Genomic DNA, 26,125 nt, shown 5'->3' on the forward strand with positions numbered 1-26,125 from the left:
TTGCGTCGTGAAATTAATTTTTTTCATCCTTAGTGAGTTTTGTCGATGTGCTATCAGCACAGCAAATAATTCCTGTGAGATATATTCATGTGCTACTGAAAAATTCTCCGTTCTACTAATTATGGTAGTGGCGAAAATAGTGGTGTTACGTTAGTGATAATGGTTCTCTTTTGTCTTTTTTGGTTTCTAAATCAGTTAATTGCGTAATTTCTGTATTTTTCAGATTAATCTCAGGGTCGGGTGGGGGCTTCACTAAGCAGTAGTAGCGAAAAAGGAAATATTGAAAAGGTGACAAGCTCATGTAAACTTGTTTACCGTTTGTCAAAATATGTCAGGAATACGCTGGGCCTTATTCTCGAGGGCTCGTGCGGTAGCTATGCCCGAATAATAGTAACGCCCCGAAAATATCCTGACTATTTTTAACGGTAGCACCTAAGTTAAATTTTATCCCCTCTCTTCATCCTCTAAATATCGCTACGGAAAAGCATATGAAACTGCGCGTATTGTTATCACTTCTGTTTGTTATGGCGGTGGCGGGCTGTAAGGCGCCGCAGAAACCAGCGATCACCGACGATACGATCGTCACCAGCCAGGTTAACGGCGTCACGCTGACGCACCGTCATGCCGTTACCCCTCCGGCGGAGTTCACCCAGGTGAATGAACCGTACCGTGCCATGTATCCGGCGTCCCTGATGAGCCGCCCTGATTACGGCGGAAAAGTGATCCGTACCCTGGAAACCGGCAAAACCTATGTTGTGCTGGGTCAGGTTGAACATTTCTGGATGGCGCTGGCCGATGAAGGGAATGAACAGCTGATTGGTTACGTGCCGATGCGTGCCGTAATCAAGGCTGACCAGTACGAGGCCACCGTGCGTAAACAGGCACTGCGTCCTAAAGCGCGGAAAAAAGCCACCTGTGTTGACGTCGATGGCAACAGCAAAGCCTGCAAAGACAGCGCGAACGGTACGTGGATCCTGAACTAAACGGGTTTCAAGAGCGTATTTTTATGAATAATAAAAAATTACATCTGATGTGGTTCGCTTTTCTGGCGGTGATTTTCGCTCAGATCGGTGGTTGTACGTCGTCTTCACACAGCGACCCCTCCCGCTACAATCTGCAGTTTCAGGCTCATCCTCAAATCAATGATTCTGCGCCGCTTAAGGTCAGAGTGTTGCTGCTGAAATCCGATGCGGATTTCATGTCCAGCGACTTCTATTCCCTGCAGAACAACGCGTCAGCCACACTTGGCGCGAATCTGCTGAACAGCGATGTATTCTTCCTGATGCCGGGCCAGCTTTCGAAAACCCTGAGCGGACAAAGCTCACCGGAAGCGCGCTATATCGGCGTGATGGCGGAATATCAGGCGCTGGACGGAAAAAAATGGCGCGTCTCACTCCCTTTGCCTGTTCCCGGCGAAAACGCGATTTACCAGTTCTGGAAATGGTCCGCAGATGAACTTCAGGCCAGCGTCTTTCTTGACGTAAATGGAATCCGGGTCATCAGCCAGTAACGGCCTACATAACAGGAAAGAGATCATCATGACGAAAGCAGAAAAGGTCGTCTGGACCGAAGGTATGTTCCTGCGTCCGCACCATTTTCAGCGGGCAGAAAGTTACCTGCTCAACCACGTTCGTGAATGGGGGGCATTGCAGCGATCGTATCTCTGGGGCTTTCTCGACCTTGAGCTGGACGAGGCGATGCTGCGTCAGGGCTGCATCGCCCTGAGCTACTGCAGCGGCCTGCTGCCTGACGGCACGTTTTTCCAGGTTCGCAGCGATCGTAACGGTCCGGCTCCGCTCAGGATCCCGGATAATCTTACCAATGAAAAGGTGGTGCTTGCGCTGCCGGTTCGTCGCGGCGGCCGCGAAGAGGTGATCTTCAGCGAGGAGCAGGCTTCACTGGCGCGTTTTATTACCTTTGAACAAGAGGTGGAAGACGATAACGCCATGGCGGTGGGGGAGGCGACGGTCCAGTTTGGCCGTCTGCGCCTGACGCTGATGCTGGAGAAAGATCTGACGGCAGAGTGGACCGCCATCGGCGTGGCGTTCGTGACCGAAAAACGCAACGACAACCTCGTGCGGCTCGATAACAGCTACATCCCGCCGATGCTGAACGCCAATAACAGCCCCCAGCTGTACGGCATGATCAACGATCTGCACGGTTTGCTGGTCCAGCGTAGCCAGCAGATTGGGGGGCGCCTGCGCCAGCCGGGCCGTTTTAACACCTCTGAGATGATAGAATTTACGCTGCTTTCGCTGATCAACCGTCATCTGGGAGACGTGTCGCATCTTAAAACGCTGCCGCTGCTTCATCCGGAAGCACTCTGGCGCAGCTGGCTGCCATTTGCGACGGAGCTCGCCACCTGGACACCGCAGCGCACCGCCGAAAGCGTTCTGCCGGTATACGATCATGACGATCTTGCCGTCTGCTTCAGCAAGCTGATGCTGATGCTGCGCCAGGGACTGTCGCTGGTGATGGAAGACCACGCCATTCAGCTGCCGCTGCACGAGCGTTCCCACGGGCTGAATATCGCCACCGTGCCGGAAACCAGCATGGTACGGGAGTTTGGCTTCGTGCTGGCGGTCAAAGCCAACGTGCCTGGCGAACACCTGCAAACCCATTTCCCTGCCCAGATGAAGGTAGCGCCGGTCTCGAAAATTCGCGATCTGGTACAGCTCCAGCTGCCGGGCATTATGCTCCGCGCAATGCCCGTTGCCCCGCCGCAGATCCCGTGGCATGCGGGCTACAGCTATTTTGAGCTGGAGAGGGGCAGCGAGCTGTGGCACGAGATGGACAAGTCCGGCGCATTCGCTCTGCATCTTGCAGGGGAATTCCCGGGTCTCGATATGGAGTTCTGGGCCATCCGTAGCCCGACAGAATAATAAAGCGAGCGCTTAATATGCAGGAACGACAGGATACCGGCAGTGATGCCGTGTTTACCGGAGCCAGTGGCAATAATCAGCTGGTGGCGGCCGCCAATCCGCTGCTCAACGCGATTCCGCAAATCCGTCATTCGGTTTCCCACGACGACCAGGTTGGGCTACGCCAGCGCCTGATTGATGAGATTCGCCGTTTCGAAGTGCGGTGCCAGCAGGCGGGGTTGCCCTATGAGGTGATCGTCGGCGCGCGCTATTGCCTCTGTACGGCGCTGGATGAAGCGGCCGCCCTGACGCCATGGGGCAGCAGCGGCGTCTGGTCAAGCAATGGCCTGCTGGTAACGTTTCATAACGAAACCTGGGGCGGCGAGAAGTTCTTCCAGCTGCTGGCGCGCCTGTCGCAAAACCCGCGCGAGCACATTCTGCTGCTGGAGATGATCAACTACTGTCTGCTGCTTGGCTTTGAAGGGCGCTACCGCGTGCTGGACAATGGCCGCACCCAGCTAGAAACCATCAAACAGCGCCTGTGGCAGATGATCCGTGGCGTGCGCGGCAGCTACCCGCCGCCGCTTTCGCCCCACCCGGAAGATCGTCCGGTGCTGCGTAAGCTCTGGCGTCCGATGATCCCCCTGTGGGCGTGCGTGGCGCTGGTCGGCTTTATCGCCTGCCTGTTCTATATCGTTCTCAACTGGCGTCTGGGTGATAACACCAGCCCGGTGCTGGCGAAGATTTACCAGTCTCAGCTGCCTGAAACCACCATCCAGCAGCCCGCGCGCCAGCTTCCGGCGGTGCTGAACCTGCGTGGTTTCCTGAAGCCGGAAATTGAAGCCGGCCTGGTGGCCGTTAAGGATGAGGCGGACCGCAGCGTGGTGATCCTCAAAGGAGACGGACTGTTTGCCTCTGCCTCAACGGTGGTACGCGATCGCTATGAGCCGGTGATTGACCGCATCGCCCAGGCGATGAATAACGTCAGCGGCAAGATTCTGGTGGTGGGCTACAGCGACAACGTGCCGATCCGCAGCGCTCGCTTCGCCTCCAACTATGAACTCTCGCTTGAGCGCGCCCGCTCGGTGCAAAAACAGCTGCAGGGCAGCCTCTCGCAGCCAGAACGCGTGAAAGCCGAAGGGCGAGGCGAGATCAACCCGGTAGCGCCAAACACTACGCCTGAAAATCGCGCCCGTAACCGCCGCGTAGAGATCACTCTGCTGGTGTCGCCTGAAAATACGCAGGCCGAGCTGAACGGATTGCCGCAAGGAAACTAAGGATGCTGACTACTCTTCTTTCCATACTGACCAATCGCATTCTGTGGAGCTTCCTCGGCGTAACGGCGCTCGCGGCGGTGATCTGGATGATTGGCCCGCTGTTGTCCATCGTCGATACCCGCCCCCTCGAATCTGAACAAAACCGCGTCATCAGCATTGCGGTGGTCTACCTGATTTGGGCCCAGAGCCACATTCTGCCGCGGCTGTATAACGCGTGGCTGAACCGCAAGCTGATGGACAAGCTCAACGAAAACACCACCAGCCCGGAAGCGGCCGATCCGCAGAAGCGACTGAACAGCGAGGAGCAGATCCTGGCCGGGCGCTTCGACGAAGCCGCCCAGATGCTGAAAAAAGCCCACTTCAGCAAGGCGGGGCACGGCGCGCAGTGGACGCAGCGCTTCAGCACGCAGTATCTCTATCAGCTGCCGTGGTACGTAATCATTGGTGCGCCGGGTTCCGGTAAAACCACCGCGCTGGCCAACTCCGGGTTGCAGTTCCCGCTGGCGGACCGCTTCGGTAAAACCGCGCTGCGCGGCATTGGCGGCACGCGTAACTGCGACTGGTGGTTCACCAACGAGGCGGTGCTGCTGGATACCGCTGGCCGCTACACCACCCAGGAGAGCGAGCAGGTTCAGGACGCCGGCGAGTGGCTGGAATTCATCAACCTGCTGCGCAAATACCGCCGCCGCCAGCCGATCAACGGCGTAATTATCACCATCAGCATTTCCGATTTGCTGTCTCAGTCCGCGGAGGCCTCCCGCCAGCAGGCGGTGAACATTCGCCAGCGTCTCTCCGAGCTGCACGAACAGCTGGGTATCCGCTTCCCGGTGTACGTCATGGTCACCAAGGCTGACCTGCTCAAAGGCTTCCGCGCCTGGTTTGCCGATTACGACAAAGCCCAGCGCGACCAGATCTGGGGCTTTACGCTGCCGTGGGAGCAAACCCGACACGCCGATTACGACCTGATGGGGAACTTCCAGCAGGAGTTCTCCCTGCTGCAACAGCGTCTGGACGCTGGCCTGCCGGAAACCATGCTTAAGGAGCACGACGCAAAAACGCGCGCCGAAGCGTATCTCTTCCCCCAGGAGTTCGCCGCGCTGCGCCCGCTGCTGGCAGACTACCTGAGCACGGTCTTTGCCCGTTCAAACTTTGAAACTGAATTTTCTCCGCGCGGCATCTATTTCGCCAGCGGCACGCAGGAAGGCATGCCGTTCGATCGGGTGATGGGCGAGCTGAACCGCGCGCTTTCGCTGCCGGAAGGAGGCGAAAGCGACAGCTGGGATTCGGTGAGCAAAGACGCGCCGATCCCCGGGGCGAAGGGGCAGAGCTTCTTCATCAAGAACCTGCTGCAAAACGTGATTTTCCAGGAAGCGGGCATCGCCGGCGAAAACCGCTGGTGGGAACTGCGTAACCGCGCCGTAATGTGGTCCGGCTATGCGGCGCTGCTGGCCCTGCTGGCGATCCTGGCTGGCCTGTGGCTGACCAGCTACGCCAAAAATAAAGCGTATCTGGAAGAGGTTGACGCGAAGGTGCCGATGCTGGAGCAGCAGAGCAAGGCGCTGCAAAATCAGCCCCAGCGCGACCTGTTTGCGCTTCTGCCGCTGCTTAACGGGCTGGTGGATCTGCCAAAAAGCGATGCGTTTGACGTTAACGACCCGCCTGTGTCCCGCCGGATGGGGCTTTATCGCGGGGATGACGTCAGCGATGCGTCCCAGTCGCTTTATCAGAAAGCACTGGACCAGCTGCTGCTGCCTGCCGTCGCGATGCACATCACCACCTGGCTGCGTAACGACAACGGCAGCGACGTGGAGTACAGCTATGAGGCGCTGAAGGCCTACCAGATGCTCTACCAGCCGAAGCACTACGACGGCAAATTCCTGCACTCGTGGGTGATGCTTAACCTGCAGCGCAACCTGCCGCAGAACGTTACGCAGGCGCAACTCCAGGAGCTGGAGTGGCACCTGACGCAGCTGCTGGAGCCGAAAATTCAGGCCTCACCGTATGCGCAGGACGAAGACCTGGTGGCCCGGGAAAGGGCGCTCATCAACCAGCAGCCGCTCTCTACCCGCGTCTACGGCCGCCTGAAGCGTCTGCTGGAGCGTGACGAGAGCCTGAAGCCGGTTTCGCTTTCTGACCTCGGCGGCCCGCAGAGCGAGCTGGTCTTTTCCCGGAAAAGCGGCAAGCCGGTGAGCGAAGGCGTGCCGGGGCTCTTTACCCCGGACGGCTACTGGAAAAGCTTTAACGACCAGATCGACAGCGTTACCACCGCCCTGCACGAAGACGATGCCTGGGTGCTGGGCGCCACCAGCGCTGAGGAAGATAAACAGCAGATCGACAACGCCGTGCGTCAGCTCTATATGCGCGACTTTATCGTCAACTGGGATCGCTTCCTCGCGGACATTCAGCTCAATAACAGCGCCGATCTCTCCCAGCGCATCAATACCGCGCGCCTGCTTTCAGGCACCAACTCGCCGCTGCGCCGTCTGGTGCTCAACCTGAGCAAAGTGCTGACGCTGTCGCGCACGGCTCCGGCACCTGAAGATGCGCAGAAAGCGGAAGCGCAAAGCAACCGCGCCACCCGAACGCTGGAGGCGCTCTTCAGCAACGACGACAATGCCCCAACCCAGGGCGCGGTGGTAAACCAGGCGCCCGAGCAGCTGGTGACCGACCACTTTGCCCCAATGATTGAGCTGGCTCAGCCGCTGGAAAAGGGCGGCAAGACCATTGTCTTTGATGATTTTCTCAAGCAGGTTGACGAGCTTTATCGCTACCTGACCGCCGTTCAGGACGCGGCTAACAGCGGTATGCCTGCCCCGGGCGGCGATGCAATTAGCCGCCTGCAGGCCAGCGCGGGCCGTCTTCCGGGCGGGCTACAAACCATGTTCAGCAATATGGCCGTGGGCGCCAGCAGCGATACCCAGCGCCGGGATCTGGAGAACGTGCGTAAGCGAATCAACGTGGAGGTGGGCGGGTTCTGCCGTCAGGCGATTGCCGGGCGCTACCCGCTGGTGCGCAGCGCCAGCACCGAGGTGACGCCGGACGATCTCGCCCGCATGTTTGCCCCGGGAACCGGGCTGATGGACACCTTTTTCCGCGATAACCTGACCAATAAAGTGGACACCACTCAGGCAAACTGGCGCTTTATGCCGGGCATCGACGGCAAAACGCTCCCGGGCAGCGAAGGGCTGCTGCGTCCGTTCCAGCAGGCGCAGTCCATCCGCGATGCCTTCTTTGCCAACGGAGCCACGACGCCATCCTTTAAGGTCACGGTGCGCACCGTGCGGATGGATAACACCATTCTGAACCTCACCCTAGACGTGGACGGGCAGCTGTTGCGCTATAGCCACGGCCCGCAGGCGGTGCAGATCATGAACTGGCCGGGGCCGGGCGGCACCAACCAGGTGCGTATGCAGCTCGGCCTGGCAAACGGCAGTACCGCGACGCTGGTAACCAACGGCGCCTGGGCGCTCAACCGCTTTTTCGACAAGGCGCGCACCAGCCCTGGCGCAGGTAGCCTGAGCCGTCAGGCTACCTTCAGCGTCGACGGACATCAGGTCACGCTGGAGTTTGCGCCGAACAGCATCCGCAACCCGTTCCAGCTTCCCCGTTTCTCATGCCCATAACCGCAAGGACAGCCGTATGACGAATACCCCTGCGATGAACCGCTACAGCTGGTATGGCAAATTGCCCAGCGCCGGAGATTTTTTGCAGCGTCGCTTTCCGGACACCCTGCAACGCCAGTGGTCGCACTGGTTTCAGGTCGGCCTGCTGGCCTGGCAACAGGAAGAGCAGCGCAGCGGCGAGCGCCAGTTTACCAAAGCGCCGGTGTGGAACTTTGTCGTTCCGCCGATGCTCGGCAGCCAGATGATTCAGATGGGTTGCCTGCTTCCGGGCCGCGACAGCGTAGGTCGCCACTATCCGGTCTGCATTCAGCTGAGCTTTACCCCGGCCGAATGGTCATCCCGTCTGCTCGGGCAGGCTGAAGGCTGGTACCAGCAGCTTGGCCGCCTGGGGCTGCACGCGGTGCGTAACGGCTATTCAGCTTCGCAGCTTGATGAAATGTTAATGACGATCCCGGCGCCGCAGCCGGTTGAGCCGCAGAAGCGATCCGACATTCTGGACGTGATTGGCTATGAGGACGATGGTCAGAACACGCTGGGCTGGCCGCAGGCGGCGGAGTGTTTCGATCCGCTGCGTCAGACCAGCTACTGGTGGACGAACCGCTGCGACGGCTACCCGCTTTATACTCACGTACACAGCGGGAACTTCACCGGGCAGCTGTTTACGCTGCTGTTCGATCCGGCAGGCGGCGCCCGACCGGGCCGCCACGGTCTTTATCCGCCCATGTTTGAATAAGCAGGGACTTTATGAATATCGATGAATTTCTCGCGCCGATAAGCCCTGAAAACCCCTGCGGGGAAAACCTGGAGTACGACGCCGATTTCCAGGCCATGGGGCAGGCAAGCCAGGGCAAAGCCGAGCAGCAGTTTGGCGACACGATTATTCCGGCGGAGCCCGCCGACTGGAACACGGTAGAAAAACTCGCTACCAGCCTGCTGGGGCGCACCAAAGATCTTCGCGTCATGCTGGCGTTAACCCACGCCTGGACGCGCCGTCGCGGGCTCGCTGGTTACGCCGACGGGCTGCTGCTGGTGCAGGAAGCTTTGTCCCGATACTGGGAGCAGCTCTACCCCCTGCTGGAAGAGTATGGCGAGACCGATCCGTTCTACCGCATTAACGCCCTCGCCGGGCTGAGCGATAAGTCCGAGCTGACCGTCGCGGTACGCAACGCCTCGCTGCTGCGCTCAAACGGCGATGAAATTTCGCTGCGTGACGCTCAGGCGCTGCTCGACGGCAGTAAAACCGAATGCCCGGACTATCCCGGCGGACGTCCAAGACTGATTGACGAGCTGGCCCGCGGCGACCAGCCCGGCACCGCGGCGGTTATCGAGATCAACGCGCGTCTGCTGGCCATCCGCGAGCTGCTTACCGGCTATCTCGGAGAAAGCGGCGTACCGGAGATGGAACAGCTGCTGAAAACCGTCGGGCTGGTGGCCAGCGCCTGCCAGGTGACCGACATCAGCAAGCTGCTGCCGAACCGCGAGGCGCAGGCTGAACAGCACGCGGAGCCGCAGCCGGCTGCCGCGCAGCCTGTCCAGCAGGTAACGGACTGGCGCAGCGTGCAGGTGACCAGCCGCGCCGACGCCCAGCTGATGCTGGAAAAAGCGAAGCAGTATTTTGCGCAGTACGAACCGAGCCATCCCGCACCGCTCATGATTGAACGGGTGCAGCGGCTGTCTGAACTCAACTTTATGGACATTATTCGCGACCTGGCGCCAGACGGCGTTAACCAACTGGAAAACATCTTTGGACGCCGCGAATGACGCGTCCTGGCATTATGACGACAGGCATGGAGTCTGCCGTTTCACCTTCACCGCGCATCTTTGATGGAGAACATCATGGCAATGAGTAACAGTGGACAGAAATTCATCGCACGCAACCGTGCTCCCCGCGTGCAGATCGAGTACGACGTAGAGATCTACGGTGCAGAACGTAAAATTCAGCTGCCGTTTGTGATGGGCGTTATGGCCGATCTGGTTGGCAAACCGGTGGAAAACCTGCCAGCCGTTGACGAGCGTAAGTTCCTGGAAATCGACATCGACAACTTCGACGAACGCATGAAGGCGCTGAAGCCGCGCGTGGCGTTCCAGGTGGATAACACCCTGACCGGCGAAGGGAAGCTCAACGTCGATCTAACCTTTGACAGCATGGACGACTTCCTGCCGGACGCGGTGGCGCGCAAGGTAGAGCCGCTGAACAAGCTGCTGGAAGCGCGCACCCAGCTTTCTAACCTGCTGACCTACATGGACGGCAAAAACGGTGCGGAAGAGCTGATCGCCAAGATTCTCCAGGATCCGACGCTGCTCAAATCCCTGAGCCAGATGCCAAAAAATGACGAAAGTGCGAAAGGTAGCGAGGAATAATCGATGAGCAACCAGACTCAACAACACGATCAGCAGGCGGGCCAGGCGTTCAGCCAGGACGAGTTCAGCGCGCTGCTGAATAAAGAGTTCCGCCCGAAAACCGATCAGGCGCGCTCTGCCGTTGAGAGCGCGGTAAAAACGCTGGCGCAGCAGGCGCTGGAAAACACCGTGACCTTCTCCAACGACACCTACCGCACCATTCAGAACCTGATTGCCGGTATTGACGAGCAGCTGTCGCAGCAGGTGAATCAGATCATTCACCACGACGAGTTCCAGAAGCTGGAGAGCGCCTGGCGCGGGCTGAGCTACCTGGTGAACAACACCGAAACTGACGAGATGCTGAAGATCCGTTTCATGAGCATCTCCAAGCAGGAGCTGGGCCGTACCCTGAAGCGCTACAAGGGCGTGGGCTGGGACCAGAGCCCGATCTTCAAGAAAATTTACGAGCAGGAGTACGGTCAGTTTGGCGGCGAGCCGTTTGGCTGCATCGTGGGCGACTACTACTTCGACCACAGCCCGCAGGACGTTGAGCTGCTGGGCGAGATGGCGCGCATTGGCTCCGCGGCCCACTGTCCGTTCATCACCGGCACCGCGCCGGGCGTGATGCAGATGGAGTCCTGGCAGGAGCTGGCCAACCCGCGCGATCTGACGAAAATCTTCCAGAACACCGAGTACGCCGCCTGGCGTTCACTGCGTGAATCTGAAGATGCCCGCTATCTGGGGCTGGTGATGCCGCGCTTCCTGTCGCGTCTGCCGTACGGCATTCGCACCAACCCGGTCGACAGCTTCGACTTTGAAGAGCAGACCGACGGCGCGAACCACAACAGCTACTCCTGGGCGAACGCTGCCTATGCGATGGCGGCCAACATCAACCGCTCCTTCAAAGAGTACGGCTGGTGCACCTCGATTCGCGGCGTGGAGTCCGGCGGGGCGGTTGAAAACCTGCCGTGCCACACCTTCCCGAGCGATGACGGCGGCGTGGACATGAAGTGCCCGACCGAAATTGCCATCAGCGACCGTCGCGAAGCCGAGCTGGCGAAAAACGGCTTTATGCCGCTGGTTCACCGTAAAAACTCCGACTTTGCCGCCTTCATCGGCGCGCAGTCGCTGCAAAAGCCGGCCGAGTACCACGATCCGGATGCCACCGCGAACGCGCGTCTGGCCTCTCGCCTGCCGTACCTGTTCGCCTGCTGCCGCTTTGCCCACTACCTGAAGTGCATCGTGCGCGACAAAATCGGCTCCTTCCGCGAGCGCGAAGAGATGGAGCGCTGGCTGAACGACTGGGTAATGAACTACGTGGACGGCGACCCGGCGAGCTCCTCGCAGGAGACCAAGTCCCGTAAACCGCTGGCGGCTGCGGAAGTGCAGGTGCAGGAGATCGAAGACAACCCGGGCTACTACGCCGCGAAGTTCTTCCTGCGTCCACACTACCAGCTGGAAGGTCTGACCGTTTCTCTGCGCCTGGTATCTAAGCTGCCGTCGCTGAAGACGAAAGACGCGTAATGACGATTGCCGGCCCGAAGGGGCCGGCAGCATTACTGTGAATTCGAGATAGCTTATGAATTTACCTGTGAAACCGATAATAAGAACATTCATCAGCTATTTAACCATTTATACGTTGCTCATTATTTCATTCACGCTGTTCCTGACGGTATCTGGCTACTATCTGTTTATCTTTGACTGGCCGGAAGATGTCCCGCGAATCGCAATGCATGGATTCTTGTGTGCTGGACTTAATGCATTAGCGATAGGTGTGTACGCTGTCGCAGAGAAATGGAGAGAGAAACGTTAGTACCGCACGCTGGCGTATATTTAATACAGGTCGTCCTCTAACGCGATCATACTATGAATAAAATAAACCTGATGGCTATCGCTATGTTGTTTATCACCTCTCTGGCTAATGCACACACGGAAAATCATTCTTATCCTGACGCCACAGCATTACCGCAGGATGATACGTCAAATTTACTTCGCGACCCGGGGTTATTGACGGGGTACGATATGAATCTCAGCGCAGCGCGCTTCGCCAGTGCCTGGCTTTCAAAAACGAATGAACGCGAGCGCATTAAAGCGGATATGTACATGTTAGGCGTGGTCGATGCATCAGGGGGGAAAGCATGGTGTAAAGGACGTCCTATTTTGCCCAATACGGTTCATGAATTTCTTTATTCTCGCTTTGCCTATTTATCTGAGCAGGAGGGTAAGCGACGGGCTTCAGAAATCATTACTGATGGAATGGGAGAATTAAGCCCCTGCAAGCATCGGACTGGCTTATAGAAGCTCCTCTGTAGAACTATCTGCTATTGGATAGCTGATGCGCTGCAGGTCTTACGGCAAAGGATATAAGGTGAAATGTTTCTGTTCTTTCCTCGTATTTATGTCTTTTTACGTGTGTGCCGCAAATAACTACCCTGATTTTTATCAGCAGCAAACATACCGGCAGGTGGTAAAAGATTTGGTCCTGGCGCGCTGCCTTGCGCAGGTGGCAGATAAAGGCAGTCAATTTTCTGCTGATGCGGCCCGCAGTGCGAGTGCATTTATTGAGTGGATACCGTTTGATGCTGAAAACGGTACTGACAAAGTTAACGCCATCATTGGGAAGTATAAAAACCAAATTAATGGTTTCCACTCGGAGCGCAAACCTGATGTAAAAGGCGTAACCTTAAATTGTCTACGTCTTTATCATAGCGACGAACTGAATAAACTGGTTCCGCAGCTCATCATTGGCGATCCTGATCGTACCTGGATTCAGGATAATCCGCAGTAGTAAAAGACTTCACATTCTTTCCGTTCATTTAGGGGGAATGTAAGACTGTCAAATGACACGGGTCGTTTGATATGAGGCAGAGGTAAAATATGGACGGTTTTATTCAGCCCCATGCTTTCCTGTTTGCCATATAAGGGCTTTTTCGAAAGCAATATTGTTCATCCACGAAGAGTAGATATTATGGCTATTGATATGTTTCTGAAGGTCGAGGGTGTTACGGGCGAATCTAAAGATTCTAACCACACCGGCTGGACTGATATTACCTCCTTCTCCTGGGGCGCGTCCCAGCCGGGTAATATGAGCGTTGGTGGCGGCGGCGGTGCCGGTAAAGTTAACTTTAACGATCTGCACGTTAACGCTCTGATCGACAAATCCACTACAGCAATCCTGAAACACTGCGCAAGCGGTAAGCACCTGACCAAAGTTGAACTGTCCGTCTGCAAAGCGGGTGGTCAGCAGGTTGAATATACCCGCATCACCCTGGAAGACGTTCTCGTGACTTCCGTTCAGTACACCGGTGCCGACAACGGCGATACCGTTGGCGTGACCTATGCATTCCAGGCTGCGAAAGTGAAACAGCAGTACTGGGAGCAGACCACTGCCGGTGGTAAAGGTGCTGAAAGCAGCGCTGGCTGGAACATCAAAGAGAACAAAGAAGCGTAATTGTTCATCCTTGACCGGGGTTTTGCCCCGGTCATGATGATTGGTTCACTATCCGGTGTGTGCAATGGAAAGAGCGTTAACGGTTATACCCATTGTATTATCATGTAGCACTTGCATATCCCATCCTGCACAGTTTCAGAGTTTAACTGTTAAGGTAGAAAAAAATTGTCCCTGTTTTGGAATTCCGAATAACACCAGGAGCAGTGAGCCTGTGTTAGTTTATGTGCCTTGTAGGTAACGAATGGGAAACAATTTTCTCGCCAGGGGCATTTCCTCCCAGCCACATTTTAAAATCTGAAGAGTGCCTGCTCTGGGATAAAGAGGACTGGCAGTCAGGAGAGTATGATGTAGTATTAAAGTCGAGAACTTATAATACGGATCTTCGATATGCGGCTGGATTTATTATCAGTGTAAATGCTAAAGGCGAATTATCGCTAGCTAAAACAGAATAGGTGAGTTTTCAAACGTTGCCGATTTTTAAGAAAATGTCAACGTTTGGGTACTAGTTCAACTCCATTTTACTTGAATGTGAGTGCTTATTTGTGAAAAGCAAAGGGAATGAATATGGCTAGTCAATCATTAGTTAATCCGGGATATTGTATTGTTCAGCAACCCGGAACCCTGGATTTCCAGGCAAGACTTTTATTCAACAATCCAAATAGCGATGCTGCTCGTTATTTCATGCAGATTAATAGCGATGCGCAGTGGTCAAAACCGGGACAGATGTTGATTCTTGATGCACCGGGAAGTAAAAATTCTGTGCAGCTTAAGCAATTACAAATTGCAAAAAAGAAAGTTAATGGTGCTCTGGCCGATCTTAACTCTGGAGAGGCGAATTTCTTTAATCAACATTTTAGCACAATAGCCGCAGTTACTAATTTTATGGATAAGTCCCTTGGTGTCGTTGCTGATGCAGGCGAAAAATATTTCAGTGATATAGAAAGAAAACTTATATCCATTGAGTTGGCTTACCAAAATCAGTACAGGACACAAGGAACATTAATAAGCCAGCAATTTTTTGTTGAGCGTCAGCGCCTCTTTTCTGAGTTAGATGGCTTATTAAATAAATTGTCCAGGTTGACGTTGAAGATGAAACCCTATGACGAATTGAAGCATGCATTAGGGTTGTCAAGCAGATCAATTGTACATGAATGGAGCACGGCTGGAGTCGCTTCTATTCGTGGTTATTCAACTTATATCGATAATGCCTCTAAGGCGGCTCGCTTTCTTAAAGCGGGCGGCTGGCTTGCAATAGGTTTTGCAGGTGCAAATACCACTAATGAAGTTTACAATGCATGCACCGTAGGACGTGAGCAGAGTTGCGCTAAAGTCGCTGTGAAAAAATACAGCAGCTTTGGTGCAAGCCTGGCAGGGGGTATTTACGGTGGTAAATACGGAGCTATGGCAGGTGCTGGTGTATGCGTTGCGCTTGGCGTTGCGACGGGGGGCGTCGGATTGCTCGCCTGCTCTATTGTCGGTGCGGCGGCAGGTGGATACGTTGGTGGTGAGATAGCGGGCGGAGCGACTGAGTATATGATGGATAAAATATGGTGAATATTGAGAATTTACTATTAATCCTTATCGTGGCTTTATTCCTGATTGTGGTAGTTATGGATCTGTTCAGTTCTCGTTACTTCAAAAAACACGAAGCTGATTATAATCAATTACTTTCAGACTACCGGCGCAAAGGGTATGACCTTGATCTTGTGACAAATTACGCTTCTTTTTTTGGTTCACTGGCTAATTACCAAAAAATAATCTGGTTTGTACGCCTTTATAAAGGCGTCAAAATGAAGTTTACTCATGAAAGGTCGGTGCAGGAAGAAGCTTATAAATACGTGCAGTCGTTACCGGATGAAAGAATTGGCTGGATACTAAAATTACATCGTCGTTATAAATTACAGGCGTTAATATTCACTTTATGGCTCATTGTTGGATTATATTTTATAACCTTCATTAAATAGTTTTAATATTCACTTTCTCAAACGCTGCCGTTCTCGCCCCGAGAGCGGCAGCGTTTGAGCGCTAATCATACCAGCAGGAATACGCCATGCGATTCACGATTATTTCTACGAAACCCGGTCATCAGCCGCCGCAAAGCAGCTGTGATTTTTATGCCCCGGGCGGCACCATTGGGCGCGGTACGGATAACAATCTGGTGCTGCCGGACAATGACCGCACTATCTCGCGTTTGCAGGCCATCGTTCACGTCGACGCCAGCGGCGAATGCCGCGTCACGAACCGCGGCAGCGTTACCCGCGTGGTATTAAATGACATTCCTCTTGAGCGTGGGCGTCAGGTTGAGCTTCAGGATGGGGATATTCTCGGTATTGATGAGTATCGCATCGAAGTCAGCGAACTGATTCACGATACCCAGCCCGTAAGCCGTATGGCGGCCAGCATGCAGCAGGCGCGTCCGGCGGCGACACCTGCTCCGGCACCGCAGCCGAAACCTGCAAGCGCCGCGCCGCGCGGCAAAGCCGAGCCGACGGCCGTGCCGACGGAAATCTGGGACAGCCTGATGCAGGAGTTCTCCATCTCCGACAGCATCTCCAGCAACCGCGCAAAACCACAGCCCGCAGCTTCTCACGACCCGTTTTCCCAGCCTGCGGCCCCGGAGCGCAACGCCGAAGATCCGCTGGCAATGTTCAACGACAGCGATCCCAGGCTCGAGCGTAAGAACGTTGACCCGGACACGCTGTTCAGCGATGAAGCGTTGTTTAAAAAAGAGAGCATCTTTGACGATGTCACCCCTTCAGCGCTGGTGCAGCCGGACGAAAGCAAACCTGCCCAGCCAAAGGAGGAGGCGGCGGATGAACTCGATCCGCTGGCCCTGTTTGGCGGGACGGCCAGCGCGCCTGCCGCACGCCATGATGACCCGCTCGGCCTGATGGGCGGCGCGCCGTTAACGCATCCGGATGAGATCGCGGCCGAGAAGCCGAAGCCAGAGCCGGTATCCGAGCCCGAGCCGGAAGCGGATCCCCTTGCCGATTCTCCGCTCTTCGCCCCGGAACCGCAGGAGGCGCCGCGCGCGGAAGAAGAAGAGCCCGCGCGTACCGACTACGCCGGCTTCACCATGCCAACGCCGCAGGCCGTGGCGCGCAGCAACGCTCAGGCGCCTAAAGGCCGCCTGCGTATCGACCCGGTTAAAAACGCTGCATCACCTGCCTCCACCGTGCAGAACGGCGAGAAGGGCGAGGTGCTGCAGGGCGAGCTGCTGGAGGCGCTTCTGGAAGGGATGGGGCTGAGCGAAATGCAGCCGGTGCCGCAGTTCGATCGGGAAAATATGCGTCAGCTGGGCCAGATCCTGGGCATGTTCTCCCAGGGAACTGTGGCGCTGCTCTCGTCGCGCTCTATCCTCAAGCGCGGCGTGAAGGCCGATATGACCATGGTGCTCGACGATGCCAACAACCCGTTCAAGCTGCTGCCGACCGGGAAAACGGTGCTGATTCAGATGTTCGGCACGCCGATGCCTGGCTTTATGCCGCCGACCAAATCGGTGCGCGATGCGCTGATCGATTTACAGGCGCACCAGCTGGGGATGATCTCCGGTATCCGCGCCATCATTGCCGCCATGCTGCAATCCTTTAACCCGGAGCAGCTCGAAGAGCAGGCGAAGCAGAACGGGATGACGTCGCGCCTGGCGCTGCCGGGCAGCCGTAAAGCCGCGCTGTGGGATTATTTTGTACGCAGCTATGGCGAGACGGCAGGGGAGATCGAAGACGACTTCCATACCCTGTTTGGCGAAGCCTTCCTCCATGCCTATGACATGGAGGTCAATCAGTACAAAGACTCACAGAGCGGATCCGAAGACAAATGAATATCGCAACGGCTTCTCTCTCCCGCCAGGGGACGCGCGCCAGCAACCAGGATCAGACGGGAGAAACCATTGGGGAACGTTCAGCCTGCTTTGTCGTCTGTGACGGCATCGCGGGCCTGCCGGGCGGCGAGGTGGCCGCTGAACTAGCCCGCAACAGCATCATTTCCCGTTTCGACGGCGATAAGCACCTGAACGCGCAGCATATTCGTGACTACGTGCAAACGGCAAACCGCACCATCCTCAGCGAACAGCAGGCCGTACAGGACTACCGCCGGATGGGCACCACGCTGGTCAGCCTGTTTATCGACAGGGATTACCGCCTGGCCTACTGGGCGCACGCCGGGGACAGCCGCCTGTACCTGTTTCGCCGCGGCTGGCTGTGGCACGTTACGACCGATCACAGCCTCGTTCAGCAGATGAAGGACGCCGGGCACCAGGCCGACGATCTCAACAGCAACCTGCTGTATCTGGCGCTGGGTATTGAGAACGGCGGACCGGAGGCGAGCTACAGCGATGTTGTTCAGGTTGAAGACGGCGATGCCTTTTTACTCTGCACCGACGGTTTCTGGCACGGCGTCAGCGAAGAGCAGATGAAGCAGTCGCTGCACATGGTCAATACGCCACAGGAGTGGCTGACCTTAATGAACCAAATCATTCAAAAGAATGGCGAACAGGAGGGCAATGCTCAGGATAACTATACCGCCGTCGCGGTGTGGATGGGCAACCCTCAGGACACCACTTTGCTGCATACGCTCTCTGACGCAGCGCAATTTCTTCCCTGCGGAACTGATTAGACACACAAGGATTGATATGAAACTTTGGCTATCGGGTTTGGCTCTTCTGACGGTGGCGACCACCGCACAGGCTGAAAACTTCCGCATCGTGCAGTCTCCTGCGCAGAAGCTGGATATCTGGATCGACAACATTAAAGACAATACGCCGCAAAGCTGGTGTAAGTCGGACGTTGCGCTGCGTATCGTGGCCAACGGCAGGAAAGAGGTTTCGGTGCTGGAAAACTTCGTGCCGCGCCTGGGCTCGCTGCTGGAGCACCAGTGCAGCAGGCTCAACACCCTGAACTGGACGCTAAACGATCCCGAAGGGGCGACGCTCGCCCGGGGTACGGCGGCCAAAGCGCAGGACTGGGCGCTGGTGGTGAAGCAGCAGGAAACGGCGGCCACGGCGCCCGCGACCTCCGGCGCGCTGCTGCCGCCTGACCAGAACCCGGAAACGCGCACCGTGGCGGCAGATCGCTCCCCGTGGCAGGAGTTCACCCTTCAGGACGGTTGCCACCTGCGCACCTTCTGGGAGGGCGGTGCCTCCGCGCCTGCGCTGTTTATCCCGGACTCCGACACCACCCGCTGCGGCAACGGCAGCTGGCTCAGCGGCCACACGGTCGTCACCCAGAACCGCAACGGGACGCAGAAAGCGATCCCGGTGACCTATATTCACGGCTTCCCGGTGATGGGCCTGAACAACAATGTCGATCCTGAAAACGCGCTGATCACCTCCGTCAACAAGGAGCGCATGGTCTTCAGCACCCAGAACAGCGACCAGAGCTGGATGATCCTGCCGTACGACAGCAGCCTGAACGGCTGGAAGAGCAACGGCACGGTGGCGGTGGAGATCTCCCGTGAGATCGCCAGCGACGACGCCAGGCTCCAGGCGCGCATTGCGGCGGTGAAGAAAACCTGGAGCGCATGGGTTGCACCAGGCGCGGAGCTGAACATTGTTCTGATTGATACGCTGCGCCCGCAGCTTCGCGATCCGGCAGTAGGCGCATGGCGCGCGGCTAATTAAGGAGTGGCTATGAATACGCTTTATCAACATCTGGCGGGCGAGTCGATTAGCGACGCGCTGCTTCGCCTGGAAGCCGATATCAAAGCCCGCCCGGCGGATGCCGATCTGCGCGCCGCGTTTGTGCAGTTTTTGATCCTCAGCGGCAACTGGGCGCGCGCGCTGACCCAGCTGAAAAGCTGGCTGGCGCTGAAGCCGCAGGCAAAACCGACCGTCACGCTGCTGGAGCAGGCCATTCAGGGCGAACAGCAGCGCGCGCGCGTGTTTGCGGGAGAGGCGCGCCCGGCGATGCCCGAGGCGCAGTGGCCGTGGATGGCGATCTTAGCCCAGGCGCTGACGGAAGGCGGCGAGCGCGCGCAAGCCCTGCGCCTTGCCGCGCTGGAGCAGGCGCCGGCAGGCGCAGGCCAGCTTACGCTTGAGAATGACGAACAGCACACCTTCGAGTGGCTGATGGACGGCGATGCCCGCCTGGGGCCGGTGTGTGAAACCCTGGTCAATGGCCGCTACTTCTGGGTGCCGTTCTGCGCCATCGACACCATCCGCTTTCAGGCTCCGGCCAGCGTGACCGATCTGGTATGGCGTCATGCGCTGGTTCGTCTGACGGACGGAACCGAGCAGGTTTGTCAGATCCCGGCGCGCTATCCGTTTACTGACGGGGCACCCGACAGCGTCAGGCTTGGACGTACCACCGAATGGCTGCCCCTCGACGATGACGGCACGCTGTATGAAGGCATGGGACAGAAGGCCTGGCTCAGCGAGCAAAGCGAAAGCCCGCTGCTCACCCTGAGCCTGGTGACGTTTGCCGCGGATGGTGCTGATGAGTAATCCTGCTGGCGAAGGCGATCTGCTGCGCAGCGGCTGGCAGGCCCGCAGCAGGCAGGAGAAAGTGGGGGCGCGCGACAAAATGCAGCCCTCGCTGCTGGATCGCCTGACCGATAACGATCCGGAAAAGAAACGCGAGTCCGCTAACAGCAACCTGATCACCCACGCCGCGCTGCGCCGCAACGTGCTGCGGGATTTACAGTGGTTGTTTAATACCATCAACCACGATGCCTCTAGCGACTTAAGCGGGCTGACGCAGGTGAGCCGTTCCGTCGTTAACTTCGGCGTTGCGCCGCTGGCCGGGAAAAGAATGTCCGATATCGAATGGCATGACATTCAGCGCAAGCTTACCGAGGCGATTATTAACTTTGAACCGCGGATCCTCCCGCAGGGGCTTCAGGTTCGCTGCGTGTCCGATACCTCGTCGCTGGATCTGCACAACGTTCTGTCTATCGAAATCAAGGGCCGCCTGTGGTGCGTGCCGTATCCGCTTGAGTTTCTCTTTCGCACGGACGTCGATCTGGAAAACGGGCATTTTGAACTGAAGGATGCGGGGTAATTATGGAAAGCAAGCTGCTCGAATATTACAACCGTGAACTGGCCTACCTGCGCGAGATGGGCGCGGAGTTCGCCGAGCGCTACCCTAAGGTGGCGGGACGGCTCGGCATGCGCGGCATCGAAGTGGCGGATCCGTACATCGAGCGCCTGATGGAAGGCTTTGCCTTCCTGACCTCCCGCGTGCAGATGAAAATGGACGCGGAATTTCCGCGCTTCTCGCAGCGCATGCTGGAGATGATTGCGCCGAACTATCTGGCGCCCACGCCGTCGATGGCGATCGCTGAAATTCAGCCCGACAGCAGCCGCGGCGACCTGAGCAAAGGCTTTATCGTGCCGCGCGGCACCATGATGGACAGCCTGGCGCTGAAAAAAACCGGCGTCACCTGTAGCTACACCACGGCGCACGAGGTCAACCTGCTGCCGTTGAAAATCGACCGCATCGAGCTGGGCGGCGTGCCTGCCGACCTGCCGCTGGCGCAGCTGGGCCTGAGCCAGAGGGGGATCAGCAGCGCGCTACGGATCCGCATTGCCTGCGATGGCCCGCAGCATCTCGGGCATCTGGATTTTGACCGTCTGGAGTTCTTCTTAAGCGGCCCGGACATAGAGGCGCTGAAGCTGCTGGAGCTGGTGATGGAGCACCATGCGGGTATCGTCTGCCAGACGGTTAACAGCCAGCCCTGGCGCCAGCTGCTGTCGTCCGACGCCCTGCGTCAGGAGGGCTTTGAGGCGGATCAGGCGCTGCTCCCGGACGATCTGCGTAACTTTGACGGCTATCGCCTGTTGCAGGAGTACTTTGCGTTCCCGGCACGTTTTCGCTTTATTAGCCTGAGCGGGCTGGGCAAGCTGATCCAGCGCTGCGAAGACGAAAAAGCGTTTGATATCTTCATTCTGCTCGACAAGAGCGACGATCAGCTGGAGCGCGTGGTGGACGCCAGCCATCTGGCCCTGCACTGCACGCCGGTGATCAACCTGTTCCCGAAAGTGGCTGCGCGGCAGAAGCTGAGCGAAGGCCAGCATGAATACCATCTGGTGGTGGATAACATCCGGCCGCTGGATTATGAGATTTATGCGGTGAAAAAAATCTATGCCAGCGCGGACGGGCAACGGGACGACCAGACGTTTCGCCCGTTCTGGAGCACCTGGAGCGGCGACGCGGGCAACTACGGCGCCTATTTTTCCCTGCGCCGCGAGCAGCGCGTCCTCTCGGAGCATGCGCTTCGCTACGGTACCCGCACCGGCTATATCGGCTCGGAGGTGTTTGTCTCGCTGGTGGATGCGCAGCACGCGCCGTGGCAGGACAACCTGCGCTACATTTCCGCCGAGGTGCTGTGCACCAGCCGCGACCTGCCGCTGATGCTCCAGCAGGAGCTCGGGCAGTTCATTATGGCCGACTCCATGCCGGTGAAGACCCTCAACCTGCGTAAAGGCCCGACGCCGCCGCGTCCGGCGCTGGCGGAAGGGTTCAGCACCTGGCGGCTTATCAGCCAGCTGCAAATGAATTACCTCAGCCTGATGGACAGTGAAAACGAAGAGGGCGCCGCCGCGCTGCGCCAGCTGTTAGGGTTGTATGCCAACCTGGCAGAGACGCCGGTTGCCCGTCAGGTGGACGGCGTTCGCCACTGCGTGCTGGAGCCGGTGCACCGCCGCGTGCCGGAACCCGGCCCCGTGGTGTTCGCCCGCGGGATCGGCATTACCCTGACGGTGGACGAACGCGCCTTCTCAGGTGCCAGCCCGTGGCTTTTCGGCAGCGTGCTGGAGCGTCTCTTTGCCCGCCTGGTCTCCATCAACAGCTTTACGGAGTTCACGCTCAAGAGCCAGCAGCGCGGCGAGATCGGCTACTGGGCGCCGCGCATGGGTAAAAGGGCGCTGGTATGAGTGAGGTTGCCCCTGCAACGCTTCGCGTGCATCGCCTGACGCCGCTGCCCGATGCCTTCTGGCGCGGCGTGCGCGAGACGCCGTGGCGCTACGATCTGTTTCAGCTGTTAAGGCGCATTGATGCCCAGGGCGGTGAACGCTATCCGCTTGGACGTGCGCCGCTGCCGAAATTTGAGCCGCTGCGCATTGGCCAGCAGCCTTCGATGGGGTTTGCGCCATCCACGGTTGCCGACGTCCGGCAGCGCAAAGAGAACGGGCTGCACGAGGTTTCGATTCTCAGCTTCGGGCTGTTTGGTCCGAACGGCCCGCTGCCGGTGCATATGACCGAGTATGCCCGCGAGCGTATCCATCATCATCAGGACCATAGCCTCAGCGCGTTTGCCGACCTCTTTCACCACCGCCTGACGCTGCTGTTTTACCGCGCCTGGGCGGACGCGCAGCCAGCCGTTTCCCTCGATCGCGATGACAACAAGCGCTTCGAAGGCTATCTGGCGTCGCTGATCGGCATGGGCCAGCCGGGCCAGATGACCAAAGGCAGCCTGAGCGCGCATGCCCGCTTTACCCACGCCGGGCACCTGACCCGCCACGGGCGGGACCCGGAAGGGCTGGAGAAGATCCTGCGTAACTATTTCAACGTCCCGGTCAGGCTGGTGGCCAACGTGCCGCAGTGGATGCCGCTCTCCCCCCGTGAGCAGGCGCAGCTGGGCGAGGGGCGTCGCCTGCCGCGCATGGGCGAATCCGCCTTTCTCGGCATTGCGGTACGCGACGTGCAGCACAAGTTTCGTCTGGAAATAGGCCCGCTGAGCGCCGACGAGTACAACCGTTTTCTGCCCGGCGAACCGTGGGTGACCGAGCTGCGCGACTGGGTGCGGCAGTACGTCGGGGTAGAATTTGAATGGGAAACACGGGCGATCCTGCGCGCCGATGCGGTGCAGGGCGCCACGCTCGGCAGCACCGGGCGATTAGGGTACAACACCTGGCTGGGCATTCAGCCACAGCCTGTTCCGCGTGGCGATCTGGTGTATCGCGCAGAGCGATAATCCTTCGTATACCGAATCATTGTTAATGGAAACTAACATGTCAGAAATTAGCCGTGCCGTGCTTTTCGGCAAACTGGATACGCTGTTATTTACCTCTCTGGAAAGCGCGACTGCCTTCTGCAAGCTGCGCGGCAACCCGTACGTTGAGCTGGTGCACTGGCTGCATCAGCTTATGCAGCAGCAGGATGGCGATCTACAGCAGGTCATCCGTCACTTTGCGCTTGATGAACAGCAGCTAACCCGCGATATCGTGGCGGCGCTGGATGCCCTGCCGCGCGGCGCAAGCTCCGTTTCCGATCTGTCCGAACATATCGACAGCGCCGTCGAGCGCGCGTGGGTTTACGGCTCGCTGAAGTTCGGCGTCAGCCGGATCCGCGGCGGCCATTTGCTGATCGGAATACTGAAAACATGGAATCTGGCCAACGTGCTGAAAGGCATCTCGGCACAGTTTACCCGGATTAACGTTGAGGTGCTGATCGAGCAGTTCGACGCCATTTGTGCCAGCAGCAAAGAGAGCCAGCAGGCCGCCGCGGTAGAGGCGCCCGCCGGTGCGGTACCTGCCGCGCAGGGGACGCTGGCGCAGTATGGTCAGGATCTGACGGCGCGCGCCCGGGAAGGCAAAATTGACCCGGTGGTAGGGCGCGATGAAGAGATCCGCCAGATGGTCGATATTCTGATGCGCCGCCGCCAGAACAACCCCCTGCTGACCGGGGAAGCCGGCGTAGGGAAAACGGCGGTGGTGGAAGGGCTGGCGCTGCGCATCGCCTGCGGTGACGTGCCGGAACCGCTGCAAAACGTTCAGCTGTGGCTGCTGGATATCGGCATGCTCCAGGCCGGGGCGGGCATGAAGGGAGAGTTTGAGGCGCGCCTCCAGGCCTTGATTAACGAAGTGCAGTCCAGCGCCACGCCGATTATTCTGTTCATTGATGAAATCCATACCCTTATCGGCGCGGGCGGTCAGCAGGGCACCGGCGACGCCGCTAACCTGCTGAAGCCCGCCCTGGCGCGCGGGCAGCTGCGCACCGTGGGCGCGACCACCTGGGCGGAATACAAAAAATACATCGAGAAGGATCCGGCGCTCACCCGCCGTTTCCAGACGGTACAGGTCCACGAGCCGGACGAAGCGAAAGCCGTTCTGATGCTGCGCAGCACCGTTTCGCCGCTGGAAACCCATCACCAGGTTTTACTTCTCGACGAAGCGGTCAGCGCGGCGGTGAAGCTTTCTCATCGCTATATCCCCGCGCGCCAGCTGCCCGATAAAGCGGTGGCGCTGCTGGATACCGCCTGCGCGCGCGTGGCCGTCAGCCAGAGCGCGCCGCCTGCCCAGCTGGAAGACTGTCTGCGTCACCTGGCCGCCCTGGACGTGGAGCTGGAGATTGCTGAACGTGAGGCGCGGGTCGGGGCAGGCGATCCGGCGCGCGTGGCGACCCTAACCGCCGAGCGGGACGCGTTTGAAGCCAGGCGCGAAGCCCTGGCCCGGCGCTGGGAAGAAGAGCGCAATCTGGTGCAGGAGATTATCCGCCTGCGCGCCGCGCTGTTTGCGGCGGGCGACGAGGACACGGCTGAACTGCGCGGCCAGCTCGCAGAGCAGCAGCAGGCGCTGGCGGCCTTACAGGGTGACGAACCGCTGCTGTTTGCCGCGGTGGACGAAAACGTGGTGGCCGCGGTGGTTTCTGACTGGACCGGGATCCCGCTGGGCCGGATGGTGAAAAATGAAATTGACGCGGTGCTGAACCTGGCCGACACGCTGAACCAGCGGGTTATCGGCCAGCGCCACGGTCTGGAGCTTATCGCCCGTCGGGTGAAAACCTCGCGGGCGAAGCTCGACGATCCGAACAAACCGATCGGCGTATTTATGCTGTGCGGGCCGTCCGGCGTCGGCAAAACCGAAACCGCGCTGGCGCTGGCGGAGTCCCTGTACGGCGGCGAGCAGAATGTCATTACCATCAACATGAGCGAATTCCAGGAAGCGCACACCGTGTCGACGTTAAAAGGTGCGCCTCCGGGCTACGTGGGCTATGGTGAAGGCGGCGTCTTAACCGAGGCCGTGCGCCGCCGCCCCTACAGCGTGGTGCTGCTGGACGAAATTGAAAAAGCGCACCCGGACGTTCATGAGATCTTCTTCCAGGTCTTTGACAAAGGCTGGATGGAGGACGGCGAGGGGCGTCATATTGATTTCCGTAACACCATTATTATTCTGACGTCCAACGTTGGCACCGAGCTTATCGGCGCCATGTGCGCCGACCCGGAACTGATGCCTGAGCCGGACGCGTTAAGCGGCGCCCTGCGGCAGCCGCTGCTGGAGGTATTCCCGCCTGCGCTGCTGGGCCGTCTGCTGGTGGTGCCGTATTATCCGCTGAGCGACGCGATGCTGGGGCAGATTGTGCGCCTGCAGCTCAGGCGCATTCAGCGTCGTCTGGAAGAGAATCACAACATAATTTCTGAATTTGACGACAGCGTGGTTGAACAGATCGTTCAGCGCTGTACCGAGGTAGAGTCGGGCGGGCGTATGGTAGATGCAATTCTGACCAATACGCTGCTGCCGCAGATGAGCCAGATTTTACTTACCGCCAGCCGCAGCGACGAGCAGTATCGTCGTTTGCACGTTACCTGCGAGCAGGGCGAGTTCCACTGTCAGTTTGCCGCGTAATAATCATCAAGAGA

22 protein-coding genes are annotated in these 26,125 nt (G+C 58.1%); all 22 read left to right on the forward strand.

Going from position 1 to position 26,125, the window contains the following annotated elements:
• Nucleotides 1-488: 488 nt before the first annotated feature.
• Nucleotides 489-983, forward strand: a complete 495-nt coding sequence (locus HWQ14_RS14315; protein WP_148417991.1) for an SH3 domain-containing protein — start codon at nt 489-491, stop codon at nt 981-983.
• A gap of 23 nt (nt 984-1,006) precedes the next feature.
• Nucleotides 1,007-1,510, forward strand: a complete 504-nt coding sequence (gene tssJ, locus HWQ14_RS14320) for a type VI secretion system lipoprotein TssJ (RefSeq protein ID WP_148417990.1) — start codon at nt 1,007-1,009, stop codon at nt 1,508-1,510.
• A gap of 28 nt (nt 1,511-1,538) precedes the next feature.
• Nucleotides 1,539-2,882 (forward strand): type VI secretion system baseplate subunit TssK, encoded by a 1,344-nt coding sequence (gene tssK / locus HWQ14_RS14325; RefSeq protein WP_148417989.1) that lies wholly within the window; start codon nt 1,539-1,541, stop codon nt 2,880-2,882.
• 17 nt (nt 2,883-2,899) lie between these two features.
• Nucleotides 2,900-4,138: a DotU family type VI secretion system protein gene (locus HWQ14_RS14330; RefSeq protein ID WP_148417988.1), complete on the forward strand. Its 1,239-nt coding sequence runs from the start codon at nt 2,900-2,902 to the stop codon at nt 4,136-4,138.
• A gap of 2 nt (nt 4,139-4,140) precedes the next feature.
• Nucleotides 4,141-7,761, forward strand: coding sequence for a type VI secretion system membrane subunit TssM (gene tssM / locus HWQ14_RS14335; protein WP_148417987.1), 3,621 nt, complete (start codon nt 4,141-4,143; stop codon nt 7,759-7,761).
• 16 nt (nt 7,762-7,777) lie between these two features.
• The gene (tagF, locus tag HWQ14_RS14340) at nt 7,778-8,494 is read left to right on the forward strand and encodes a type VI secretion system-associated protein TagF (protein ID WP_148417986.1); all 717 of its coding nucleotides are present in this window, start codon (nt 7,778-7,780) and stop codon (nt 8,492-8,494) included.
• Between the two features lie 11 nt (nt 8,495-8,505).
• Nucleotides 8,506-9,522 (forward strand): type VI secretion system protein TssA, encoded by a 1,017-nt coding sequence (tssA, locus tag HWQ14_RS14345; protein ID WP_176610077.1) that lies wholly within the window; start codon nt 8,506-8,508, stop codon nt 9,520-9,522.
• Between the two features lie 75 nt (nt 9,523-9,597).
• Nucleotides 9,598-10,122, forward strand: a complete 525-nt coding sequence (tssB, locus tag HWQ14_RS14350; RefSeq protein WP_022648413.1) for a type VI secretion system contractile sheath small subunit — start codon at nt 9,598-9,600, stop codon at nt 10,120-10,122.
• A gap of 3 nt (nt 10,123-10,125) precedes the next feature.
• The gene (tssC, locus tag HWQ14_RS14355; protein ID WP_176610078.1) at nt 10,126-11,625 is read left to right on the forward strand and encodes a type VI secretion system contractile sheath large subunit; all 1,500 of its coding nucleotides are present in this window, start codon (nt 10,126-10,128) and stop codon (nt 11,623-11,625) included.
• A 342-nt stretch (nt 11,626-11,967) separates the two neighbouring features.
• Entirely contained in the window at nt 11,968-12,399 is a 432-nt protein-coding gene (locus HWQ14_RS14360; protein WP_176610079.1) for a Rap1a/Tai family immunity protein, read from the forward strand.
• 100 nt (nt 12,400-12,499) lie between these two features.
• Nucleotides 12,500-12,889, forward strand: coding sequence for a T6SS amidase immunity protein Tai4 family protein (locus HWQ14_RS14365; protein ID WP_413815240.1), 390 nt, complete (start codon nt 12,500-12,502; stop codon nt 12,887-12,889).
• A gap of 180 nt (nt 12,890-13,069) precedes the next feature.
• A complete protein-coding gene (locus HWQ14_RS14370; RefSeq protein ID WP_014884229.1) occupies nt 13,070-13,552 on the forward strand; it encodes an Hcp family type VI secretion system effector in 483 nt (160 codons plus the stop codon).
• A 564-nt stretch (nt 13,553-14,116) separates the two neighbouring features.
• Complete coding sequence (locus HWQ14_RS14375; RefSeq protein ID WP_176610080.1) at nt 14,117-15,106, forward strand: hypothetical protein; 990 nt, start codon at nt 14,117-14,119, stop codon at nt 15,104-15,106.
• Nucleotides 15,100-15,516, forward strand: a complete 417-nt coding sequence (locus HWQ14_RS14380) for a hypothetical protein (protein WP_176610081.1) — start codon at nt 15,100-15,102, stop codon at nt 15,514-15,516. The genes HWQ14_RS14375 and HWQ14_RS14380 overlap by 7 nt, the downstream gene beginning before the upstream one ends.
• An 86-nt stretch (nt 15,517-15,602) precedes the next feature.
• Entirely contained in the window at nt 15,603-17,372 is a 1,770-nt protein-coding gene (tagH, locus tag HWQ14_RS14385; RefSeq protein ID WP_176610082.1) for a type VI secretion system-associated FHA domain protein TagH, read from the forward strand.
• On the forward strand, nt 17,369-18,166 hold the full coding sequence (locus HWQ14_RS14390; RefSeq protein ID WP_176610083.1) for a PP2C family protein-serine/threonine phosphatase: 798 nt from the start codon (nt 17,369-17,371) through the stop codon (nt 18,164-18,166). Before tagH ends, HWQ14_RS14390 begins: the two co-directional genes overlap by 4 nt.
• A gap of 16 nt (nt 18,167-18,182) precedes the next feature.
• A complete protein-coding gene (locus HWQ14_RS14395) occupies nt 18,183-19,169 on the forward strand; it encodes a hypothetical protein (protein WP_176610084.1) in 987 nt (328 codons plus the stop codon).
• Nucleotides 19,170-19,178: 9 nt separating this feature from the next.
• Nucleotides 19,179-19,991 (forward strand): type VI secretion system accessory protein TagJ, encoded by an 813-nt coding sequence (locus tag HWQ14_RS14400; protein WP_148417978.1) that lies wholly within the window; start codon nt 19,179-19,181, stop codon nt 19,989-19,991.
• On the forward strand, nt 19,984-20,547 hold the full coding sequence (gene tssE / locus HWQ14_RS14405) for a type VI secretion system baseplate subunit TssE (RefSeq protein ID WP_015570336.1): 564 nt from the start codon (nt 19,984-19,986) through the stop codon (nt 20,545-20,547). The genes HWQ14_RS14400 and tssE overlap by 8 nt, the downstream gene beginning before the upstream one ends.
• A gap of 2 nt (nt 20,548-20,549) precedes the next feature.
• Complete coding sequence (gene tssF, locus HWQ14_RS14410) at nt 20,550-22,421, forward strand: type VI secretion system baseplate subunit TssF (RefSeq protein ID WP_176610085.1); 1,872 nt, start codon at nt 20,550-20,552, stop codon at nt 22,419-22,421.
• Nucleotides 22,418-23,461, forward strand: a complete 1,044-nt coding sequence (gene tssG / locus HWQ14_RS14415; RefSeq protein ID WP_148417976.1) for a type VI secretion system baseplate subunit TssG — start codon at nt 22,418-22,420, stop codon at nt 23,459-23,461. Before tssF ends, tssG begins: the two co-directional genes overlap by 4 nt.
• Nucleotides 23,462-23,498: 37 nt before the next feature.
• Nucleotides 23,499-26,111, forward strand: a complete 2,613-nt coding sequence (gene tssH, locus HWQ14_RS14420; RefSeq protein ID WP_176610086.1) for a type VI secretion system ATPase TssH — start codon at nt 23,499-23,501, stop codon at nt 26,109-26,111.
• Nucleotides 26,112-26,125 lie beyond the last annotated feature (14 nt).

The organism is Enterobacter cloacae (assembly GCF_013375935.1).
Lineage (GTDB): Bacteria > Pseudomonadota > Gammaproteobacteria > Enterobacterales > Enterobacteriaceae > Enterobacter > Enterobacter pasteurii.

Coding starts and splice junctions, on each gene's coding strand:
- HWQ14_RS14315 (WP_148417991.1), top strand. CDS start 489: ATGAAACTGCGCGTATTGTTATCACTTCTGTTTGTTATGGCGGTGGCG.
- tssJ (WP_148417990.1), top strand. CDS start 1,007: ATGAATAATAAAAAATTACATCTGATGTGGTTCGCTTTTCTGGCGGTG.
- tssK (WP_148417989.1), top strand. CDS start 1,539: ATGACGAAAGCAGAAAAGGTCGTCTGGACCGAAGGTATGTTCCTGCGT.
- HWQ14_RS14330 (WP_148417988.1), top strand. CDS start 2,900: ATGCAGGAACGACAGGATACCGGCAGTGATGCCGTGTTTACCGGAGCC.
- tssM (WP_148417987.1), top strand. CDS start 4,141: ATGCTGACTACTCTTCTTTCCATACTGACCAATCGCATTCTGTGGAGC.
- tagF (WP_148417986.1), top strand. CDS start 7,778: ATGACGAATACCCCTGCGATGAACCGCTACAGCTGGTATGGCAAATTG.
- tssA (WP_176610077.1), top strand. CDS start 8,506: ATGAATATCGATGAATTTCTCGCGCCGATAAGCCCTGAAAACCCCTGC.
- tssB (WP_022648413.1), top strand. CDS start 9,598: ATGGCAATGAGTAACAGTGGACAGAAATTCATCGCACGCAACCGTGCT.
- tssC (WP_176610078.1), top strand. CDS start 10,126: ATGAGCAACCAGACTCAACAACACGATCAGCAGGCGGGCCAGGCGTTC.
- HWQ14_RS14360 (WP_176610079.1), top strand. CDS start 11,968: ATGAATAAAATAAACCTGATGGCTATCGCTATGTTGTTTATCACCTCT.
- HWQ14_RS14365 (WP_413815240.1), top strand. CDS start 12,500: ATGTCTTTTTACGTGTGTGCCGCAAATAACTACCCTGATTTTTATCAG.
- HWQ14_RS14370 (WP_014884229.1), top strand. CDS start 13,070: ATGGCTATTGATATGTTTCTGAAGGTCGAGGGTGTTACGGGCGAATCT.
- HWQ14_RS14375 (WP_176610080.1), top strand. CDS start 14,117: ATGGCTAGTCAATCATTAGTTAATCCGGGATATTGTATTGTTCAGCAA.
- HWQ14_RS14380 (WP_176610081.1), top strand. CDS start 15,100: ATGGTGAATATTGAGAATTTACTATTAATCCTTATCGTGGCTTTATTC.
- tagH (WP_176610082.1), top strand. CDS start 15,603: ATGCGATTCACGATTATTTCTACGAAACCCGGTCATCAGCCGCCGCAA.
- HWQ14_RS14390 (WP_176610083.1), top strand. CDS start 17,369: ATGAATATCGCAACGGCTTCTCTCTCCCGCCAGGGGACGCGCGCCAGC.
- HWQ14_RS14395 (WP_176610084.1), top strand. CDS start 18,183: ATGAAACTTTGGCTATCGGGTTTGGCTCTTCTGACGGTGGCGACCACC.
- HWQ14_RS14400 (WP_148417978.1), top strand. CDS start 19,179: ATGAATACGCTTTATCAACATCTGGCGGGCGAGTCGATTAGCGACGCG.
- tssE (WP_015570336.1), top strand. CDS start 19,984: ATGAGTAATCCTGCTGGCGAAGGCGATCTGCTGCGCAGCGGCTGGCAG.
- tssF (WP_176610085.1), top strand. CDS start 20,550: ATGGAAAGCAAGCTGCTCGAATATTACAACCGTGAACTGGCCTACCTG.
- tssG (WP_148417976.1), top strand. CDS start 22,418: ATGAGTGAGGTTGCCCCTGCAACGCTTCGCGTGCATCGCCTGACGCCG.
- tssH (WP_176610086.1), top strand. CDS start 23,499: ATGTCAGAAATTAGCCGTGCCGTGCTTTTCGGCAAACTGGATACGCTG.